The 18462-nt window shown below is 72.1% G+C and carries 17 protein-coding genes and 1 pseudogene; 4 read left to right on the plus strand and 14 right to left on the minus strand.

What is annotated here, in order from left to right; translation table 11 throughout:
* Positions 1–72: 72 nt before the first annotated feature.
* The 4 genes from ACFYY7_RS27005 to infC all read right to left on the minus strand — a co-directional run bounded on the left by ACFYY7_RS27005 (position 73) and on the right by infC (position 2535).
* On the minus strand, positions 73–903 hold the full coding sequence (locus ACFYY7_RS27005) for an RNA methyltransferase (protein WP_266736009.1): 831 nt from the start codon (positions 901–903) through the stop codon (positions 73–75).
* A gap of 121 nt (positions 904–1024) precedes the next feature.
* A complete protein-coding gene (rplT, locus tag ACFYY7_RS27010; protein ID WP_072484442.1) occupies positions 1025–1408 on the minus strand; it encodes a 50S ribosomal protein L20 in 384 nt (127 codons plus the stop codon).
* Positions 1409–1521: 113 nt separating this feature from the next.
* Positions 1522–1716, minus strand: coding sequence for a 50S ribosomal protein L35 (gene rpmI / locus ACFYY7_RS27015; RefSeq protein ID WP_072484441.1), 195 nt, complete (start codon positions 1714–1716; stop codon positions 1522–1524).
* Positions 1717–1836: 120 nt separating this feature from the next.
* Positions 1837–2535: a translation initiation factor IF-3 gene (gene infC, locus ACFYY7_RS27020; protein WP_388665307.1), complete on the minus strand. Its 699-nt coding sequence runs from the start codon at positions 2533–2535 to the stop codon at positions 1837–1839.
* Positions 2536–2878: 343 nt separating this feature from the next.
* Between infC and ACFYY7_RS27025 the strand changes: the two genes are divergently transcribed.
* On the plus strand, positions 2879–3241 hold the full coding sequence (locus tag ACFYY7_RS27025) for a DUF1844 domain-containing protein (RefSeq protein ID WP_388665308.1): 363 nt from the start codon (positions 2879–2881) through the stop codon (positions 3239–3241).
* 81 nt (positions 3242–3322) lie between these two features.
* On the opposite strand, the gene ACFYY7_RS27030 is transcribed toward ACFYY7_RS27025, so the two are convergent.
* The 3 genes from ACFYY7_RS27030 to ACFYY7_RS27040 form a co-directional block, all read right to left on the minus strand.
* Complete coding sequence (locus ACFYY7_RS27030; protein ID WP_388665310.1) at positions 3323–4051, minus strand: SseB family protein; 729 nt, start codon at positions 4049–4051, stop codon at positions 3323–3325.
* A gap of 74 nt (positions 4052–4125) precedes the next feature.
* Complete coding sequence (gene mycP / locus ACFYY7_RS27035) at positions 4126–5322, minus strand: type VII secretion-associated serine protease mycosin (RefSeq protein WP_388665312.1); 1197 nt, start codon at positions 5320–5322, stop codon at positions 4126–4128.
* Positions 5319–6242 carry a hypothetical protein gene (locus ACFYY7_RS27040; RefSeq protein ID WP_388665611.1) on the minus strand — a complete coding sequence of 308 codons (924 nt, stop codon included), beginning with the start codon at positions 6240–6242 and terminating at the stop codon, positions 5319–5321. Before ACFYY7_RS27040 ends, mycP begins: the two co-directional genes overlap by 4 nt.
* Positions 6243–6711: 469 nt before the next feature.
* On the opposite strand from ACFYY7_RS27040, the gene ACFYY7_RS27045 reads away from it, so the two are divergent.
* Positions 6712–7914, plus strand: coding sequence for an amino acid deaminase/aldolase (locus ACFYY7_RS27045; RefSeq protein WP_388665314.1), 1203 nt, complete (start codon positions 6712–6714; stop codon positions 7912–7914).
* A gap of 25 nt (positions 7915–7939) precedes the next feature.
* On the opposite strand, the gene ACFYY7_RS27050 is transcribed toward ACFYY7_RS27045, so the two are convergent.
* Complete coding sequence (locus ACFYY7_RS27050; RefSeq protein WP_388665316.1) at positions 7940–8872, minus strand: DUF2510 domain-containing protein; 933 nt, start codon at positions 8870–8872, stop codon at positions 7940–7942.
* A 175-nt stretch (positions 8873–9047) separates the two neighbouring features.
* Between ACFYY7_RS27050 and ACFYY7_RS27055 the strand changes: the two genes are divergently transcribed.
* Positions 9048–9743 (plus strand): FadR/GntR family transcriptional regulator, encoded by a 696-nt coding sequence (locus tag ACFYY7_RS27055; protein WP_376309365.1) that lies wholly within the window; start codon positions 9048–9050, stop codon positions 9741–9743.
* 110 nt (positions 9744–9853) lie between these two features.
* Here the strand turns inward: ACFYY7_RS27055 and ACFYY7_RS27060 are convergent.
* A pseudogene (locus ACFYY7_RS27060) lies at positions 9854–10792 on the minus strand (aminoglycoside phosphotransferase family protein); the annotation flags it as partial.
* Between the two features lie 109 nt (positions 10793–10901).
* Entirely contained in the window at positions 10902–11825 is a 924-nt protein-coding gene (locus tag ACFYY7_RS27065) for a LysR family transcriptional regulator (protein ID WP_388665318.1), read from the minus strand.
* Positions 11826–11895: 70 nt separating this feature from the next.
* Here ACFYY7_RS27065 and ACFYY7_RS27070 point away from each other — a divergent pair, with 70 nt between their 5' ends.
* Positions 11896–13101 (plus strand): TDT family transporter, encoded by a 1206-nt coding sequence (locus ACFYY7_RS27070; RefSeq protein WP_388665320.1) that lies wholly within the window; start codon positions 11896–11898, stop codon positions 13099–13101.
* Here the strand turns inward: ACFYY7_RS27070 and ACFYY7_RS27075 are convergent.
* From ACFYY7_RS27075 to ACFYY7_RS27090, 4 genes are all read right to left on the minus strand, one after another.
* A complete protein-coding gene (locus ACFYY7_RS27075; RefSeq protein ID WP_388665322.1) occupies positions 13040–13747 on the minus strand; it encodes a helical backbone metal receptor in 708 nt (235 codons plus the stop codon). The two genes, ACFYY7_RS27070 and ACFYY7_RS27075, sit on opposite strands and share 62 nt — an antisense overlap.
* 12 nt (positions 13748–13759) lie before the next feature.
* Entirely contained in the window at positions 13760–14305 is a 546-nt protein-coding gene (locus tag ACFYY7_RS27080) for an XRE family transcriptional regulator (protein ID WP_358948808.1), read from the minus strand.
* Between the two features lie 171 nt (positions 14306–14476).
* The gene (locus ACFYY7_RS27085; protein WP_388665324.1) at positions 14477–17113 is read right to left on the minus strand and encodes an ABC transporter permease/substrate binding protein; all 2637 of its coding nucleotides are present in this window, start codon (positions 17111–17113) and stop codon (positions 14477–14479) included.
* On the minus strand, positions 17106–18188 hold the full coding sequence (locus ACFYY7_RS27090; protein WP_388665325.1) for a glycine betaine/L-proline ABC transporter ATP-binding protein: 1083 nt from the start codon (positions 18186–18188) through the stop codon (positions 17106–17108). Before ACFYY7_RS27090 ends, ACFYY7_RS27085 begins: the two co-directional genes overlap by 8 nt.
* Positions 18189–18462: the final 274 nt, after the last annotated feature.

Below are 18462 nucleotides of genomic sequence, written 5' to 3' on the forward strand. Positions count from 1 at the left end.
TCGAACCGGTGCAGTGGGCCCCCGAGTTCGCCACCCTACTAGTCGTCGGTGACGCGGCGACACCCTGCGTTGTCACCGCGGACGCTGGGCCCTCGCGGAGGCGTACAGACACACGGCCGCCGCCGTCGCCAGGTTGAGGCTCTCCGCCTTGCCGTGGATGGGCACCCGCACGACCGCGTCGGCCAGGGCCCGGGTCTCCTCCGGCAGGCCCCAGGCCTCGTTGCCGAAGACCCAGGCGGTCGGCCCGCCCATGGTGCCCGCGTCGAGCTCGTCGTCGAGGTCGTCGTCGCCCGCGCCGTCGGCGGCGAGGATCCGTACGCCCGCCGCCCGCAGCCCCTGCACGGCCTGCTCGACCGGGACACCGACGGCGACCGGCAGATGGAAGAGCGAACCCACCGAGGCCCGGACCGACTTGGGGTTGTACAGGTCCACCGAGGCGTCGGTGAGCACGACGGCGTCGGCGCCCGCCGCGTCGGCGCAGCGCAGCACCGTCCCGGCGTTCCCGGGGTCGCGTACGTGGGCGAGGACGGCGACCAGCTTCGGCTTCGCGGCGAGGATCGCGTCGAACGGGGAGTCGAGGAAGCGGCAGACACCGATCAGGCCCTGCGGGGTGACGGTCTGCGAGACGTCGGCGAGCACGTCGCCGTCGGCGAGGTGCACCCGGGCGCCGGCCGCGTGGGCGGCGGCGACGATGTCGGCGTACCGCTCGGCCGCCTCGACGGTGGCGAACAGCTCGATCAGGGTCGGCTCGCCGTCGCTGCCGCGGTGCTCGGCGGCCTCGCGCACGGCCTGCGGCCCCTCGGCGATGAACCTGCGCTCCTTGCCGCGGAAGTTGCGCTTGGCCAGCCGCCGGGCGGCGGTGACGCGCGGCGATCGCGGGGAGATCAGTTCGGGGGTGCCCATGGTCGGCGGCGAGCCTCTCTGCGTACGGAGGTGTCGGACGTACGGAATGCGTCGTGCAACGCACCGGACCCGCAGACGGCGAGCGCCTGCGGGTCCGGAACGGAAGACAGTGCGACCTGGATCAGGCGGCCTTCGGGGCGTTGACGTCGCTCGGGAGGGCCTTCTGGGCAACCTCGACGAGGGCGGCGAACGCGTTGCTGTCGTTGACCGCGAGCTCGGCCAGGATCTTGCGGTCCACCTCGATGTTGGCGGCCTTCAGACCCTGGATGAGGCGGTTGTACGTCATGCCGTTCTGGCGGGCAGCGGCGTTGATGCGCTGGATCCACAGCTGACGGAAGTCGCCCTTGCGCTTCTTGCGGTCGTTGTAGTTGTAGACGAGGGAGTGGGTGACCTGCTCCTTCGCCTTGCGGTACAGGCGGGAGCGCTGGCCGCGGTAGCCGCTGGCCTGCTCGAGGATTGCCCGGCGCTTCTTGTGAGCGTTTACTGCCCGCTTGACGCGTGCCACTTTTTAACTCCTTGTAGCGGGGCTGGTGTTCGTGGTGTCGACTCACCCAGCCCGGAAACGAATTGGTCCCGGTCTCGAATACGCCGCCCGCGGATTCACCGCGGGCCGCGGACTCACTTGCCGAGAAGCTTCTTGATCTTCTTGGCGTCGGACGGAGCCACTACGACCGTGCCGGTCAGCGAGCGGGTCTTCTTGGACGACTTGTGCTCAAGAAGGTGGCGCTTGCCTGCGCGCTCACGGAGCACCTTGCCGGAGCCGGTGATCTTGAAGCGCTTGCTGGCACCGCTGTGCGTCTTGTTCTTCGGCATCGCGCCGTTCTCTCCTCGTCAGTGGCGCCCCTCGCGGTGCGGGCACCGGGCAGCAGGGGCGTCAGATCTTGGTGGGAATTCCGGGGAGACCCGGGGCCGCCTGGATGGCGGCCCCTGAGGTCAGGCCTCGGAAGGTGTCTCGGCCGGAGCCTCGGGCTGCGCTTCGGCAGCCTCGCCCGCGGCCTCGGCGTCGGGGGTGGAACCCTGACGCCCCGCCTTGCGGGCGGCCTGGGCCTCGCGGGCCTCGGCCATGGCTTCGGTCTTCTTCTTGTGCGGGCCCAGAACCATGATCATGTTCCGGCCGTCCTGCTTCGGGTTGGACTCGATGAAGCCGAGTTCCTCCACGTCCGAAGCCAAACGCTGGAGCAGTCGGAAGCCCAGCTCGGGGCGGGACTGCTCACGACCACGGAACATGATCGTGATCTTGACCTTGTCGCCCTGCTTGAGGAACCGGACGACGTGACCCTTCTTGGTGTCATAGTCGTGCGGGTCGATCTTCGGCCGGAGCTTCATCTCCTTGATGACCGTGTGCGCCTGGTTCTTGCGCGCCTCACGGGCCTTCATGGCCGACTCGTACTTGAACTTCCCGTAGTCCATGAGCTTGCACACGGGCGGACGGGCGGTCGCCGCCACCTCGACCAGGTCGAGGTCGTACTCCTGTGCGAGTTCCAGGGCCTTGGCAAGCGGAACAATCCCGACCTGCTCGCCGCTGGGACCGACAAGTCGCACCTCGGGAACGCGAATCCGGTCGTTGATGCGGGGCTCGGCGCTGATGGATCCTCCTCGGTAGCACCACGCGGCCGCCTGGCGGGCAGCCACGTAACGTCTGTTTCGTGAGACCAACCGCACCAGTGCAATAAAAATGCCCCGGACGGGACACAGGCGGGGCTCCTGGAACAACCGGAACCACCGCGGTCAACCGCGGGGCGCATCGGGCGGTCCCATCGTCCGTACGGAACGATGGTCACCGCCTGACCGGATGACCCGCCGTCCCGAAGGGCGGTCAAGGTGGGAGATCGGAGCCTCCACTTGTGGGCCGGGCACATAGCTGCCCAGCCGGTCGTTACACAAGGTTAGCAGCTCCCCCGGGCGGGCGCTAACCGGCTGCCGCCCGGCGCTCCCGCGGACGGGGCGGCAGCGGCGTGGGCCTATCGTATGGCGCATGAGTGACGCGACCCCCACCAGTGATTCCCCCGGCTTCGACGACATGACCCGCGACATCGCGGAGGTGCCCGCGGTCGAGGTGATCGTGACGGTCGCGGTCAATCTGATGAGCGCCGCCGCCGTGAAGCTCGGGCTGACCGAGGACGGCGACGAGCACAAGGACCTCGACGAGGCCCGCAAGCTGGTGCACGCGCTGGCCGGGCTGCTGGACGCCAGCGCCACCGAGATCAGCTCCTTCCACGCGGCCCCGCTGCGGGACGGCCTGAAGTCGCTGCAGCTCGCGTTCCGCGAGGCCTCGCTCGTGCCGGACGAGCCCGGTCAGGGCCCCGGCGAGAAGTACACCGGCCCCGTCTTCGGCTGAGCCCCTCCCCGTTCCTGCTCCTTCGACGTGATCGAGTCCCCTGCCCGGGTGGGCAGGGGACTCGATTGCGTTGCGGCGCGGTCAGCGCGTGAAGAGCGGCTCGCCCGGTGTGACGGCGTCGGCCGGCAGCAGCGCCAGGTCCAGGCCGCGCACCAGGCGGGCGCGCAGGACCTCGTCGGCCGCCAGCACTTCCGCGACCCGGCGGGCCGCCTCGGCGGGGTCGGTGCCGGGCGCGAGGACCAGGGCGAGGGTGCCGTCGGCCCGGCCGGGCCCGAGGTGGGCGCGGAGCACCGAGGGCTCGCCGGCGACCGCGTCGCGCACCGCCGAGGTGACGGCGGGGTCGTCGAGCGGGTCGGCGCTGGTGCGGCCCTCGGCGAGGGCGAGCAGCGCGGGGCCGGTCAGCTCGAACGCGACCGGGCCGGCGAGATCGAGGACGACCGTGTCCGCCTTCTCTTGCGCGGCGGCCTGCAGCGCCTGGTGCAGGGGTACGGCGACGGGGCGTGCCTGCGGATCCCAGCGGGCCAGCGCGTCGGTCGAGGTGAAGGCGGGCAGGGCCCGGCGGTCCCCGGCCTGGAGGGTGGGGACGGCCATGTCGCTGGTCTTCTCGCGACGCAGCCCGTTCTCGTCTTCTTCCACTTCCCCGAGCACGGCGACGACCGGGACGAGGAGCCGGGTGCCCTTGAGGGCTTCGAGTACCGGGCCGACGGCCTTGCGGTCCTCGGCCCAGGCCGCCAGGGCCGCCGCCAGTGCCGGGTCGGCCGTGCCGTCGTCGTCGGAGTATCCGGGGTCCGGAATGTTCTTCTGCGCCACGGGGCGAGCCTAGTGCCTGGGCCGTGCCGTCTTGCCGACAGGTCCGTACCGTCCCGTGCGTACGGGCTGGGCGGTCAGCCCCGTACGGTGACGAAGCCCCGGCCCCTGCCGCGCCAGAGCACCACGGCCAGGGCCAGCAGGACCGCTCCCAGACCGCCCGCGCCCGCCGCGAGCCAGCCCGCGGCGCCGTTCTCGTGCCGCTCGGGGGTGGGACCGGAGCCGAAGTAGCGCTTCCGGTAGCCGGTCTCGGTGGATTCGGCGCGCAGGCCGGTGGGGCGGACCGCCGCGCCTGCCTCGATCGCCGCGGCGGGGTCGACGACGCCGTACCCCCGGGCGTCGTCCCGGCCGGACGCCGGGGCGCTGCGGGCCGTGTCCGCGAGGAGCTTCTTGATCTGGGCGGGCGTCAGCCCCGGGTGCGCGGCGCGGACCAGCGCGACGGCGCCGGAGACGAACGCGGAGGCGGCCGAGGTCCCCCACTCCACGTAGTACTGCCCGTCGGGCGCGGCGACGACGATGTCTACGCCGGGTGCGCTGACGGTGGCGTACCAGCGGCGGGTGGAGAACGCGGCGTGGGTGCCGTACCGGTCGACGGCCGCGACCGCGATCACGCCGGGGTAGGCGGCGGGGTACGAGATGTGGTCGCCCTTCTCGCCGCCGTTGCCCGCGGAGGCGACGACGACGGCCCCCTTCTTCAGCGCGTACTGGATGGCGGCGTCCTCGCCCGGGTCGGGGTGCGCGGACTTGCTGTCGTCGCCGAGCGAGAGGTTGATGACGTCGGCGCCGTGGTCGGCGGCCCAGCGGATGCCGTCGGCGAGGGCCGTGCCGCGTGACTTCCGGGCCTTGGCGCGGGCCGGGTCGGAGGCTTCGAGGATCACCCGGACCGGGAGGATCTTTGCCTCGGGCGCGATGCCGAGCACCCCGTCGCTGCGCCCCGTTCCATGGCCGTGACCTGCGATGATGCCTGCCATCGCGGTGCCGTGGCGGGCCCAGGAGCGGTCGCCTCGGCCCGCGCCGAAGCCGATCATGTCCTTGCCGGGCAGTACTTGGCCGGACAGATCGGGCAGGTTGCCGTCGACCCCGGTGTCGACGACGGCGACGGTGATCCCCTTGCCCTTGGTGGTCCGCCACGCCTGGTCGGTGTGGAGCGCCTGGAGACCCCACTGCTGGTCCCGGATGGCATCGGCCCTGGCCGGCACGGCGGGCAGGAGCGCGAACGCGGTGGCGGCGCAGACCGCGCCCAGGGCGCGGTGGCGGCGGGTGCGGCGGCTCATTCCGGTTTCTCCGTGAGGTCGGTGACGGTCCTGCGCAGCCCACGCTCGATCCGGTCGGCGATGCCCTTGGCCTCGTGGCCGAGTCCGGCCTGGGCGGCGGCCGTCGTGGCGTCCGCGGCCATGGCGCTGTCGGCGGGCTGCGGGTCGGTGACGGTGCGCCCGTCGGCGAAGCCGGACACGGCGAACACGACGACGGGCACCTCGGTCAGTACGTGGACGGTCCAGCTGGCGCGCTGCCGGTCGCCGAATCCGGCGGCGACGGTGCCCTTGACGGGGTAGGTGCGGGGCATCAGGTCGGTGCGCCGGCCGAGGTGCTGGTCGGCGAAGCGGGTGCTCAGCGCCTTCATCGCCGCTTCGTCGCCCTCGGTGAAGACCACCCCGACCGTGGTGACGCTGCTGGCGGTGGCGTCGGTGTAGGTGGCGCGGAGCATGCGCGCGCAGCCGACCGGGCCGAGTGTCCGGGCCAGCAGCGGGTCCAGGGCCTCCCGGCAGCCGCTGTCCGGGGCGACGGCGATCCGGGTCCAGACCCGGTCGGCACCGCCGGGGCCCGCTCCGTCACCGGTCAGGGTGCGGGGGAAGAGGGTGTCCACGGGGACGTTGTGCCAGGCGGAGCGGCCCACGGTGTAGGCGCTGTGGGCGGCGGCGTCGGCCGAGGAGTCGCTGGTGAGCCAGGCGCCGGTGGCCGCGCCGCCGATCAGTCCGAGCCCGAGCACGACGCAGGCCGCGGCGGCCGCGGTCCTGGCGGGGTGCCGGGTACGGATCGGGCGCAGCCGGGTGGTGGTCTCGGCGGGTGTCTCGGGAGGGGGAACGCGGTACGGCTGCGATTGCGGCTGCAGCTGCGGCTGTTGATAGGCGTGCGGGAAGGCGGGGGCCGGCCCGCCCGGTGGCGGAACCGCTCCCGGGCGCGGGGTGAGGTCCACGGCACCGACGGGCCGCCGACGGGTCGCGGTGGGCGGCTGCTCGGGGCGCGGCGGAGCGGTGGCGGGAGGGGCCGCGACGGGCGGGACGGTCGCGGGCGCCGGGGGCACCGGCCTCAGCCGGGCCGTGGTCTCCACGGGCGGGACGGCGGCCGCGGGCTCGGGTGTGCTCCGGCTCGTCGGGACGGGCGCGCCCGTGGAGGTCGTCGCGGGTCCCTGCGCCGGGGGCGTCGGTGGCGGGGTCGTGGGGCGGGGCGGGACAGGAGCGCGCTGCGCCTCGGTACTCATCCGCCCCCCTGGTCCCGTTCCGTACCGCGCGCGGATCGACTTCACAGGCAGGCCCGTTGATTGCCGCGTGCCGTCACTCTACGGGGTGGGACGGCCCCGGCGGGAGCGGGCGGTTCCCCGCCCGGGACGATCTGCGCAGTTCATCCCCCTACCCAGCGGTACGGACGTCTGGCAAGCTGCGGCCATGACTGCCCGTGCCGCTGACCGGACCCGTTACAACCGGGCCACCGCCCATCTGGACGCCCCGATCGCCATAGTCGATCTCGACGCGTTCGACGCCAATGCCGAGGATCTCGTCCGCCGGGCGGGCGGGAAGCCGATCCGCGTGGCGAGCAAGTCGGTTCGCTGCCGGACCCTGCTGGAGCGGGTGCTCGCGCGGCCCGGTTTCGCCGGGATCATGTCGTTCACGCTGGCGGAGTCGCTGTGGCTGGCACGGGCCGGGTTCGAGGACGTGCTGCTGGCCTATCCGTCGGCCGACCGGGCCGCCATCGCCGAGCTGGCCGCCGATCCGAAGCTGGCCGCCGCGGTGACGCTGATGGTCGACGACCATGCGCAGTTGGAGCTGATCGACGCGGCGCGGGCGGGCGGGAGCGAGGAGATCCGGGTCTGCCTGGAGCTGGACACCTCGCTCCAGCTGCTCGGCGGCCGGGTCAGGATCGGCGCCCTGCGTTCGCCGCTGCGCTCCCCCGCCCAACTGGCGGAGCTGGCACGCTCGGTGGCGCGGCGGCCGGGATTCCGGCTGGTGGGCCTGATGGCGTACGAGGGCCATATCGCCGGGGTCGGGGACTCCGTCGCGGGCAAGCCGCTGCGCTCCCGGGCGGTCCGGCTGATGCAGGCCGCGGGCCGCAGGGAGCTGGCCGTCCGGCGGGCCGAGGTGGTGCGCGCGGTACGGGCGGTGGCGCCGGACCTGGAGTTCGTGAACGGCGGCGGCACGGGCAGTGTGCAGCACACCGCGGCCGAGCGTGCGGTGACCGAGATCGCGGCCGGTTCGGGGCTCTACGTACCGAGGCTGTTCGACAACTACACGTCGTTCACGGCCCGTCCGGCGGCGCTGTTCGCCCAGCCCGTGGTGCGCCGGCCCGGTGTGGGGGTCGTGACGGTCCTCGGCGGCGGCTATCCGGCGTCCGGCCCGGCGGGCCCGGACCGGCTGCCCGTCCCGTATCTGCCGGAGGGGCTGCGCTACGACCCGCAGGAGGGGCCCGGCGAGGTGCAGACCCCGCTGCTCGGCGCCCCGGCCGACGATCTGCTGATCGGCGACAAGGTGTGGTTCCGGCACGCGAAGGCCGGTGAACTGTGCGAGCGCTTCGATGAGTTGCAGCTGATAGAGGGCGACCGGGTGACCGCGACGGTGCCGACGTACCGGGGCGAGGGCCGTACGTTCCTCTGAGCCGGACGGCCCGCCGGGCAGCCGCTCAGTGCTCGATCGAGCTGCCCGCGCCGCCGCTCGTCGCGCTGTCGCCGATCGGCCGGATCCCCTTGGTGATGGTGTCCATGAGCTGGAGCGGCGGTCCGTCGGGGCCCGCGTCGAAGGCGTACCGCACGATGACCAGCGACTCGCTGCCGGTCGGGGACGGGAAGACGAGCGACTGCACATAACCGCCGGGCCCCTTGGCCGTGTCGACCCGCCAGCGCACCTGGTGGCCGGCCCGTCCGGCGACGCTCACGGACCCGGAGTCGAGCACCTTGTGGGAGGTGATGCCGCCGTGGGTCCGGTTGCCGACGATGTTCTTCTCGTAGGCGCCGTCGGCGGCGGTGGCGATGTCCTGCTCTGCGAGCTTCTCGGCGGAGGTGATGCCGGTGGCGCTCGCGACGCGGCTGGTGACCGTGGCGTGGTAGCAGAAGTCGGAGGAGCTGCCGGGGCAGTCGTAGGAGTCGACGGTACGCATGGTGAGGACCTGGTCGACGGTCCTGGCGGGCTTCTCCCAGCCGTCGGGGATCGGCAGGGTGATGCCGTTGAGCTGGTCGACGAGGACCTTCGGGTCGTCCTCGGCCGGTGAACCGCTGGGCGACGGGGTGGCCGTGGCGGCGGTGGGCGAGGGCGGGGAGACGCTCGGCCCGGCCTCGGGCCGCGTACCGTCGTCGTCCCTGCCGAGCAGGACGGCGCCGGTGACCGCGGCGCCCACGACGATCAGCCCGGCCACGGCGAGCGCGACGATGTGGGTGCTGCTCCGGCCGGATGCGGCGGATCCGTTGCCGGGTGCCGTGGCGACCGGCTCGGGCGGGCCGAACGCCTGCGGCGCGGCGGCCGGGCGGGTGTGCGCGGTCCACGCCGTACCGTCCCACCAGCGGTCGGTGCCCGGTGTCGCGGCGTCCGGATACCAGCCGGGCGGTGTCGCGTTGCTCATCCCCACACCTTAGGGTTCGGCCACCGGCACCGACCCGTCGATTGTCGGACTGTCCAATTCAGCCGAAGACTCAAGCTGCGAAGCTTAAGGTGTGGAGTTCAACCATTACTGGCCGGCCATCGGCCTGGAAGGGGAACGGGGCGTGGCCGGGGAAAGCGAGTACATCGACCGCCTGATGCCCGTACTGCGGCCCGTCCGGGCGGGGAACGGCTTCGAGGAGGCGCTGGAGCAGATCCTCCAGGTGATCAGGCTCGGGCTGGTGCCGGGCGGTGGCCGGCTGCCGGCCGAGCGCGATCTCGCCGAGCTGCTGGGGATCAGCCGGGTCACCCTGCGCGAGGTGCTGAAGGTCCTCCAGGACCAGGGCCTGGTGGAGAGCAGGCGCGGCCGGTACGGCGGTACGTTCGTGCTGCGGCGCACCGGCAGCCCCGGCGAGGACGAGCTGCGCCGGAGGATCGCGTCCGTCGACATCGAGGACGTGCTGCGCTTCCGCGAGGTGCTGGAGGCCGGGGCGGCCGAGCTGTGCGCCGCGCAGGGGCTCGACGACGAGGGCGCGGACCGGCTGCGCGCCGCCCTGACGGCGACTCACGAGGCCCCGCTGCACGACTACCGCAGGCGCGACACCCTGCTCCATCTGACCCTGGCCGAGCTCTCCGGGTCCGCGTCGCTGACCACGCAGTACGCGGCCGTCCGGGCCACCCTGAACGACCTGCTGGACTGCATACCGCTGCTGGTGCGCAACCTGGAGCATTCGCAGCACCAGCACACCAGCCTGGTCGAGGCGGTCCTCGACGGGGACGGGGAGGCCGCGCGCGCGGTCATGCGCGAGCACTGCGCGGGTACGGCCGCACTGTTGCGCGGGTTCTTGACCTGAGCGGGAAGGGATTGGCGCACTTCGTCCGCTGCGGCCCCCGGCAGGGCGTAAAGGTCTCCATCTCCACCATTGCGGCCGTGGAGGGGGCCGCCTCGGGGAGCGACTTTCCCGAGCCTGCCGCGCAGCCATCGCAGCGCCGCCGCGCCCTGGGCCCCCTGGAAGGCCCGTAGCGTCGGGAGACCGGGCGGGGCCGGCTTCAGTGATCCCGCCACGAAGTAGCCGGTCAGCGCGGCGAGCACCGCCGTCACTCCCGCCGGGTCGGCGTCCCGGCCCAGCGGGTGCGCGGTGAAGACGGCCTCCGGGTCGGGGCCGCCCTGCGCCGCCACGCACGGCAGCATCGTCAGCAGGTCGAACCAGGGAGCGGCGCGCAGCGCGTGGGGCCAGTCGACGAAGACCACCCGGTCGTCGGTGAGCAGGATGTTGTCGGCCCGCAGGTCGCTGTGGGCGAGGCTGTCCCCGGTGGCCGGTTTTGCCCAGCCCGACTCCAGTTCCGCGAGCAGGGCGAGGTTGCGCGCCGCCCACGGGTCGAGGCGGTCGGTGTCCCCGTCGGCCAGCAGGGCACGCCAGCCGCTGAACATCCCGGCCTTGCGGTCGGCCGCGGCAGGTGCGTCGATCGGTGCCGGGGTCAGGGCCGCGCCCAGTTCGCCGACCGCCGTCAGGACCCGGTCCAGCTCGGTGGCGTCCCAGGGGACGCGGGGCTGGCGGCCGTCGATGTCCTGGAGGACGAGGGCGACCCGGGTGCCGTCGTCGTACGAACCGAGCAGCCGGGGCGCGGGGATGCCGGGCGGGAGCGCCGCGGTGTGGCGGGCCTCGGCGCGGTGCAGGCCGGGGCTGCCGGGGTTCGTCTCGGCGCTCACCGCCTTGACGAAGGCACGTCGGCCGTCCGCGAGGCGGACGCGGGCGGCGACCCCCGGCGAGAACCCGCCGCTCTGGCTCCGCGCCTCGACGACCCGGCCGCCGAGGATGTCCTCGACGGCGTCGCGGACGGGTTCGGGGAGGTCGGCCCAGTGGTGCCGGACTCCGGTGGCGGGTGGAGCGATCGCGTTCATCCGTGCATTCTTCGTCACGGAGCGGGGCGCCTGCCAGCGCTTTCACCAGCGTCTTCGCCGCGGCGCGAGGGGCCGGGGCGTGGGGCCAGGACGTGAGGACCCGGGGGTCTCAGGTGTCCCGTCCCGTCAGTGACAGCAGGTCGCGGGCCGGGCCCGTCGGGCGGTGGCCCGAGGGCCAGACCGCGCGCAGCTGGCGCCGCAGGCGTACTCCGGCGACCGGGACCTTGACCAGCCGGCGCGAGGACAGTTCCTCGCCGAGCGCCAGTTCGCTCAGGACGCACGGCCCGGCACCGCTCTCCGCCGCCCCCTTCACCGCGGTCGTGGAGGAGAGTTCGAGCAGCGGCTGGGCGAGGCCGCCGTGCACGGCGAGGGCCGCGTCCAGGACCTGGCGGGTGCCGGAGCCGTGTTCGCGCAGGATCAGCGGGGTCACGGCCAGTTCCTGCGGGGTGAGGGGGGCCGGGCGGCGGGCCCAGGCATGGGACGGGGCGACCACGACGACGAGGCGGTCGTGGGCGATGACCGTGCCGTCGAGCCCTTCCGGCACGGAGAGGCCCTCCACGAATCCGAGGTCGGCCTCGCCGACCAGGAGGCGGCCCGCCACCGCCGCCGAGTTTCCGGCCAGCAGCGAGACCGCCGTGTCCGGCCGTTCGGCGCGCAGCGCTATCAGCCAGCCGGGCAGCAGGTACTCGGCGATGGTCATGGAGGCGGCGACCCGCAGCCTGGAGTCCCGCCGGTCGCGCAGCGCCTGCGCGCCCGCGTCGAACGCCTCGGCAGCCTCGATGATCCGGCGCGCCCAGTCGGTGACCAGCGCGCCCGCGTCGGTGAGCCGGGAGCCGCGCGGTGAACGGTCCAGCAGGGCCACGCCGAGCTGGCGTTCCATGGACCGGATCCGGCTGCTGGCGGCGGGCTGGGTGACGCCGACGTCACGGGCCGCGCGCCCCAGGCTGCCGTGCCGGGCCACGGCGAGCAGGAGTTCCAGCGCTCCGAGGTCGGGGATGCGGTGGGAGAGGGGGACATGCGCTTCACCGGCCATAAATCCACCTTATGACCTCATAGGGACGGACTCCCTGGTGGGGCCCGGCCCCCGCCGCGAAAATCGTGGCATGGCCACCTTTCCGCAGACCCAGCAGACGCGACAGACGCAGCAGGCACGTCAGACGCAGCAGACCCGGCAGGCGCAGCGGTCCTCGACCCCGCTTCCGGCCGCCGAGCGGCTGCCCGCCCTGCGATACCTCGGCCCCAACTGGTACGCGGCCGTGATGGGCACCTCGATCGTCGCGAGCGCGGGCGTCGCGCTGCCGGTGGACGTGCCGGGGCTGCGGGCCGCCTGCACGGTGGTGTGGGTGCTCGCGGTGGTCGCGCTCGCCGCGGTGCTCGCGGCCCGGACCGGGCACTGGATCGCCCACCGCGACCAGGCCCGCAGCCATCTGCTCGACCCTGCCGTCGCCCCGTTCTATGGCTGTCTGTCGATGGCCCTGCTCGCGGTCGGCGGTTCGACGATGGTGGTCGGGCAGGATCTGATCGGGCACCGGGCGGCGCTCGCCCTGGACGTGGTGCTGTACTCGGCGGGCACGCTGATCGGGCTGGCCGCCGCGGTCGCGATCCCGTATCTGATGGTCGTACGCCACCGGATCGAGCCCGGCAACGCGTCACCGGTGTGGCTGCTTCCGGTGGTGGCGCCGATGGTCTCCGCGGCTCTCGGTCCGCTGCTGGTGCCGGAGCTGCCGGCCGGGCAGTGGCAGGAGGCGATGCTGCTGGCCTGCTACGCGATGTTCGGTCTGAGTCTGCTGGCCACGCTGGTGATGCTGCCGCTGATCTTCGCCCGGCTCGTCCACCAGGGGCCGCTGCCGCTTGCGCTGACCCCCACGCTGTTCCTGGTCCTCGGCCCGCTGGGCCAGTCGACGACCGCGGTCAATCAGCTCGCCGATGTGGCGCAGGGTGCGATCGGGGAACCGTACGCCTCGGGACTCGGAGTGTTCGCCGTGCTGTACGGGGTGCCGGTGATGGGGTTCGCGCTGATGTGGCTGGCGCTGGCCGTCGCGATGGTGGTGCGGGCGGCGCGCAACGGCATGACCTTCGGCATGACGTGGTGGGGCTTCACCTTCCCCATCGGTACGTGTGTCACCGGCGCCGCCGGTCTGGCCCGGCACACCGGGCTCACCGCGTACACCTGGCTGGCCGTCGCGCTGTACGTCCTGCTGGTGGCGGCCTGGGCGGTGGCCGGGGTCCGGACGCTGCGCGGGCTGTTCAGCGGAGCGCTGCTCGCAGCACCGCAGGCGCCCGCACCAGTGACGGCCCGTACCACGTGAGGTACCGCCCGTCGACGAGTGCGGCGGGCAGTGCGGGGAAGGCCTCGGGCCCGTCGTCGGCGGTGAAGCGGTACGGCTCGTCGGGCAGGACGACCAGATCGGCGCCCGCCGCACCGAGCACGTCGAGCGGGATGCGGGGGTAGCGCTCGGCGTGGCCGGCGTACACGTTCTCGACGCCCAGCCGGGCCAGCAGGTCCCCGGCGAAGGTGTCGCGGCCCAGCACCATCCAGGGCCTGCGCCAGACCGGGATGATCGCGCGGCGCGGCGCTCGGGGCGGCGGCAGCGCGGCCCAGGCCGCCTCGGCCTCGTCCAGCCAGCGCGGCCTGGCCAGCCCGCAGGCGGTGACCAGGACCCGTTCCAGTTCCTCGAAGGCCTGGTCGAGGGTGCGGATCTCCGTGACGAGCACCTCGGTCCCGGCGGCCCGGAGCGCGGCGAGGTCGGGCTCGCGGTTCTCCTCCTCGTTGGCGACGACCAGATCGGGCCGGAGCGCGAGGACGGCCGGAACATCGGGATTCTTGGTGCCGCCGATCCGGGCCGCGGCCAGCCCGGCCGGGTGGGTGCACCAGTCGGTGGCGCCGACCAGCAGGCCGGGCGCCGTGACGGCGACGGCCTCGGTGAGCGAGGGGACCAGGGAGACGACGCGCACGACGGGCCCCTCTCAGCGGCGCGGGTCGTAAGTGGCGTCGATGTGCTCGGCGACCGCGACGACCAGCAGTCTCGTGCCGGGCACGGTGGCCCGCCAGCGGTGCCGCACCCCGCCGGACAGGAAGAGGGTGTCGCCCTGTTCCAGCCGGTACGCCTGCCCCTCGGCCTCCACCTCGGCGGCGCCCCGCACCACGTACATCACCTCGTCGTTGCGGTGCTGGAACTCGCGCGCGAGGTCGATCTCCCCGGTGAACTCCAGGGCGCTGAGCTGGTGGCGTCCGCGCACCACCCTGCGTACGCCGTCGTGCTCGGCCGCCCGTACGACATCGACGGCGCGTGCCGAGTCCGCGGCGGCGCGCAGCCGTGCCGTGGTGGTCTCCAGGGCTTCGGCGACCCGGTCCAGGGACCGGGCGCTGGGCCGGGCCCGCTCGTTCTCGATCTGGCTGAGGAACGGCACGGACAGACCACTGCGGCCGGCGACCGCGGCCAGCGTGAGCCCCAGGGTTCTGCGCCTTCGGCGGACCGCGGCGCCCACGCGGAGTGCTTCCTTCTCGTCCATGTCCGGCTCCCTCCCGACTCGCCATCCTTCCGGCTGCCAGCACATTACGCACACGGTTGCGCAAGGTCGGCCGGATGACGAACGTCCGAAAACCCCGAAAGGGCGGGCCCGCCGACGGCGGTGCCCACCCTTTCCGGTCCTTCGGAACCTACGGGAAGTCCTCGGGAATCCCTACTGCGGAGCCATCTTGTCCGCGATGCCCGGGTTCTTCTCCATCCAGACCTTCACGGCCTCTTCCTCGTGCCCCGCGCCGTGCTTCTGGATCTGGTTCTCCAGACCGGCGAGCTGGTCCTCGCTCAGCTTGAAGTCCTTGAACCACTTCGTCAGCTGCGGGTAGTTCTTCGGGAACTCCTTGGACGCGATGGTGTGCAGCCGGTCACCGTCGCCGAAGGCCTTCTCGGGGTCCTTCAGCTTGGTCATGCCGTACTCGCTGTACGCCCAGTGCGGGGTCCAGAGCAGCACCGCGATGGGCTCCTTCTTGGCGTACGCGCGCTTCAGCTCGGCGAGCATGCCGGGCGTCGAGGAGTCGACGACCTTGTACTCCTTGTCCAGGCCGTAGGCCGGCAGCACGTTCGTCTTGAGGTTCTCCATCGTGGCGGTGCCCGGCTCGATGCCGACGATCCGGCCCTTGAACTGCGAGCCCTTGCCCTTGAGGTCGGCGAGGGACTTGACGTCCTTCACGTAGGAGGGCACCGCGACCTCGATGGACGTCGGGCCGTACCACGAGCCGAGGTCGCTCAGCTGCGAGCCGTACTTCTCCCAGTAGTTCTTCTGGGTGTACGGCAGCCAGCCGTCGAACTGCACGTCGATCTGGCCGCGCGACATCGCGGTGTACATCGGGCCGACCTCGAACTGCTTGAGGTTGATCTTGTAGCCGCGCTCCTCCAGGACGGCCTTCCACAGGTACGTGGCGGCGATGTCCTCCTCCCAGGGGAACCAGGCCATCTCGACGGCGCGGTCGCGCTCGTCCTTGCCGTTCGTTTCCTTGGCGGGCGCGGCCTTGGCGACCGGGGTCCACTTGTCGGCGACGCCCGGGTTGGCCTTCAGCCAGGTGCGGACCGCCTCCTGCTCCTTGCCGGCGCCGGACTTCTGGATCTGCGCCTCGAGGCCGGTGAGCTGGTCCTCGGTCATCTCGAAGTTCTTGAGCCAGCTGCCGACCTCGGGGTTGTCGGCGGAGAAGCCCTTGCGGGCCAGGGTGTGGATGCCGTCGCCCTTGCCCCAGAGGTTCTTGGGGTCCTTGAGCTTGGTGAGCTCGAACTGGTTGTAGGCCCAGTGCGGCGACCAGAGCGGAACGACGATCGGTTCCTTCTTGGCGTACGCGCGCTTCAGCTCGGCCAGCATCGACGGCGTGGACCCGTCGACGACCTTGTACTCCTTGTCCAGGCCGTAGCCCGGCAGGATCTTGTCCTTGAGCAGGCCCATCTCACCGGCGCTCGGCTCGATGCCGACGATCCGGTCCTTGAACTGCGAGCCCTTGCCCTTGAGGTCGGCGAGGGACTTGACGTCCTTCATGTACGAGGGGACGGCCAGCTCCAGCGAGGTGGGGCCGTACCAGGAGCCCATGTCCTCCAGGCGGTCCTGGTACTTCTTCCAGTAGCTGGCGTGGGTGACCGGGAGCCAGGAGTCGGTCTCGAAGTCGATCTGGCCGTTGGCCATACCCGTGTAGAGCGCGCCGGCCTCGTACTGCTTGACGTCGACCTCGAAGCCGCGCCGTTCCAGCATCTCCTTCCAGAGGAAGGTGGAGGCGATGCCCTCGTCCCACGGGATGTAACCCATGCTGATCTTCTTGCCCGCGCCGATGTCCGAACCCTCGGCGGTGTTCTTGGCATCGTCCGAGCCGGAGGAGCCGAAGACGCCCAGGGCGCCCGCGACGAGCGCGAGGACGACGACGCCGGAGACCGCGACGACGGGCTGCGGGCGGTGGTTCCAGATCTTGAAGCCGCCGGCCATCGCCTGCGCCTTGGCGAGCGCGCGACGGGCGAGCGGGGAGACCTCGCGGCCGAGCGCGCCGGTCATCCGGTCCAGGTACATCGCCACGATGACGATGGAGATGCCCGCCTCGAAGCCGAGGCCGACGTCCACGTTGCCGATGGCGCGGTAGACGGCGCCGCCGAGGCCGCCGCCGCCGACCATGCCGGCGATGACCACCATGGACAGGCCCAGCATGATGACCTGGTTGATGCCCGCCATGATCGTGGGCAGGGCGAGCGGCAGCTGGACCCGCAGCAGGGTGTTGCGCCTGGTGGTGCCGAAGGCCTCGGCCGCCTCGACGAGCTCGCCGTCGACCTGGCGGATGCCGAGCTCGGTCATCCGGACGCCCGGGGGCAGCGAGAAGATGATGGTGGCGATGATGCCGGGCACCACGCCGACGCCGAAGAAGATGACGCCGGGGATCAGGTAGACCATGGCGGGCATGGTCTGCATGAAGTCCAGGACCGGCCGGGTCACCGCGCTGACGGTCTTGGAGCGGGACGCCCAGATGCCCAGCGGTACGGCCAGCACCAGCGCGATGATGGTGGCGACGAGCACCAGGGTGAGGGTGTCCATCGCCTCGTCCCACAGCTCGACGGAGTCGATTACGGCGAAGCCCACGAAGGCGAGCACACCGGCGAGCAGACCGCGCAGCCACCAGGCGATGACCGCGACCATGCCCGCGAAGAGCAGCGGGGCAGGGGCGGAGAGAACGGCGGCTATGCCGTCGAACATGTTGCTGACTATGGAGCTGATCGCGTCGAACAGCCAGGCGAGATGGGTCTGGAGCCAGTCGACGGCGGAGTCGACCCAGTCACCGAGAGGAAGCCTAAACACTGGCCACCTTCTTCGTGTTCTTCGCGAGGGTCGTGCTGGTCCGGACGTCCTTCGGGGCCTCGGCGGGGGTCATCGGCTCACCGAGGACGGCGAGCAGCCGGGCGCGCGGGACGACGCCGATGAGCTTGCCCTCGGCGTCGGTCACGGCGACGGCGACCCCGCTCTGCGAGCACGGTGTGAAGAGCTCGATGATCGGCGTGGACTCGGTGACGGTGGCCGGGGCGGCCGCGAGCACGTCGGCGGCGGTGCGCAGCTCCTTGCCGTCGTCCGTGCTGGTGCCCATGACGGTGTGCGGTTCGGCCATGATGGCGCCCGCGGTCAGCACCCGGGTCCGGTCGACGTCCTGGGTGAAGGAGGCGACGTAGTCGTTGGCCGGCGTGACGAGGATGTCCTCGGCGGTGCCGAGCTGGACGATCTTCCCGTCGCGCATCACGGCGATGCGGTCGCCGAGGCGCATGGCCTCGTTGAGGTCGTGGGTGATGAAGACGATGGTCTTCTTCAGCCGCTTCTGCAGTTCGAGCAGCTGGTCCTGCATGTCGCGGCGGATCAGCGGATCGAGCGCGCTGAAGGACTCGTCCATCAGCAGCAGGTCGGCGTCGGTGGCCAGGGCGCGGGCCAGACCGACACGCTGCTGCATGCCGCCGGACAGCTCGTCGGGCCAGGACTTCTCCCAGCCGGCCAGGCCGGTCAGCTCCAGGGCCTCGGCGGCGCGCTTCTCGCGCTCGGCGCGGGGCACGCCCTGCACTTCCAGGCCGTACGCGGCGTTCTCCAGCACACTGCGGTGGGGGAAGAGCGCGAAGTGCTGGAACACCATGCTGATCTTGGTGGACCGGACATGGCGCAGCTCGGCGGGGCTCAGGGCGGTCAGGTCCTGGCCGTCGAACAGCACGCGCCCGGCAGTGGGCTCCAGGAGTCCGTTGAGCATGCGCAGCAACGTGGACTTCCCGGACCCGGACAGACCCATCACGACGAAGATCTGTCCCGGCTCCACGGTGAACGAGGCGTCGATCACCGCTGCGGTCGTTCCGTCGGCGCGCAGCTCGTCGCGGTCTGCGCCGCCTTCGAGCTTCTGCACGGCTTGATCGGGTCGTCTGCCGAACACTTTGTACAAGCGTTCAGCTTGCAGCCTTGACACATACACCTCGCGGGTTGAACCGAAAAACGGTCTGCCAACCCCCTCCGGCAGACCGTGGAGCGACGCGGGTTCGGCCCGCATGGCACGTGCACTGGTTGAAACCGGTACGTGATCCGCTCCGGCTGCGCGCCTGCCCCCGCTTACACATAGCAAACACAAGAGTGATCCAGGTCACATCTGAGCGGCGATCGCCATTGCCCGCTCCTTCACCCCG

The sequence above is a fragment of the Streptomyces sp. NPDC001933 genome (assembly GCF_042890955.1).
Classification (GTDB): domain Bacteria; phylum Actinomycetota; class Actinomycetes; order Streptomycetales; family Streptomycetaceae; genus Streptomyces.

Bases quoted from the DNA above. Each gene is read 5' to 3' on its own strand.
- ACFYY7_RS27025 (WP_388665308.1), top strand. From the start codon at position 2,879: ATGAGTGACGCGACCCCCACCAGTGATTCCCCCGGCTTCGACGACATG.
- ACFYY7_RS27055 (WP_376309365.1), top strand. From the start codon at position 9,048: ATGCCCGTACTGCGGCCCGTCCGGGCGGGGAACGGCTTCGAGGAGGCG.
- ACFYY7_RS27080 (WP_358948808.1), bottom strand. From the start codon at position 14,305: ATGGACGAGAAGGAAGCACTCCGCGTGGGCGCCGCGGTCCGCCGAAGG.
- ACFYY7_RS27045 (WP_388665314.1), top strand. From the start codon at position 6,712: ATGACTGCCCGTGCCGCTGACCGGACCCGTTACAACCGGGCCACCGCC.
- ACFYY7_RS27065 (WP_388665318.1), bottom strand. From the start codon at position 11,825: ATGGCCGGTGAAGCGCATGTCCCCCTCTCCCACCGCATCCCCGACCTC.
- ACFYY7_RS27050 (WP_388665316.1), bottom strand. From the start codon at position 8,872: ATGAGCAACGCGACACCGCCCGGCTGGTATCCGGACGCCGCGACACCG.
- mycP (WP_388665312.1), bottom strand. From the start codon at position 5,322: ATGAGCCGCCGCACCCGCCGCCACCGCGCCCTGGGCGCGGTCTGCGCC.
- ACFYY7_RS27005 (WP_266736009.1), bottom strand. From the start codon at position 903: ATGGGCACCCCCGAACTGATCTCCCCGCGATCGCCGCGCGTCACCGCC.
- rpmI (WP_072484441.1), bottom strand. From the start codon at position 1,716: ATGCCGAAGAACAAGACGCACAGCGGTGCCAGCAAGCGCTTCAAGATC.
- ACFYY7_RS27070 (WP_388665320.1), top strand. From the start codon at position 11,896: ATGGCCACCTTTCCGCAGACCCAGCAGACGCGACAGACGCAGCAGGCA.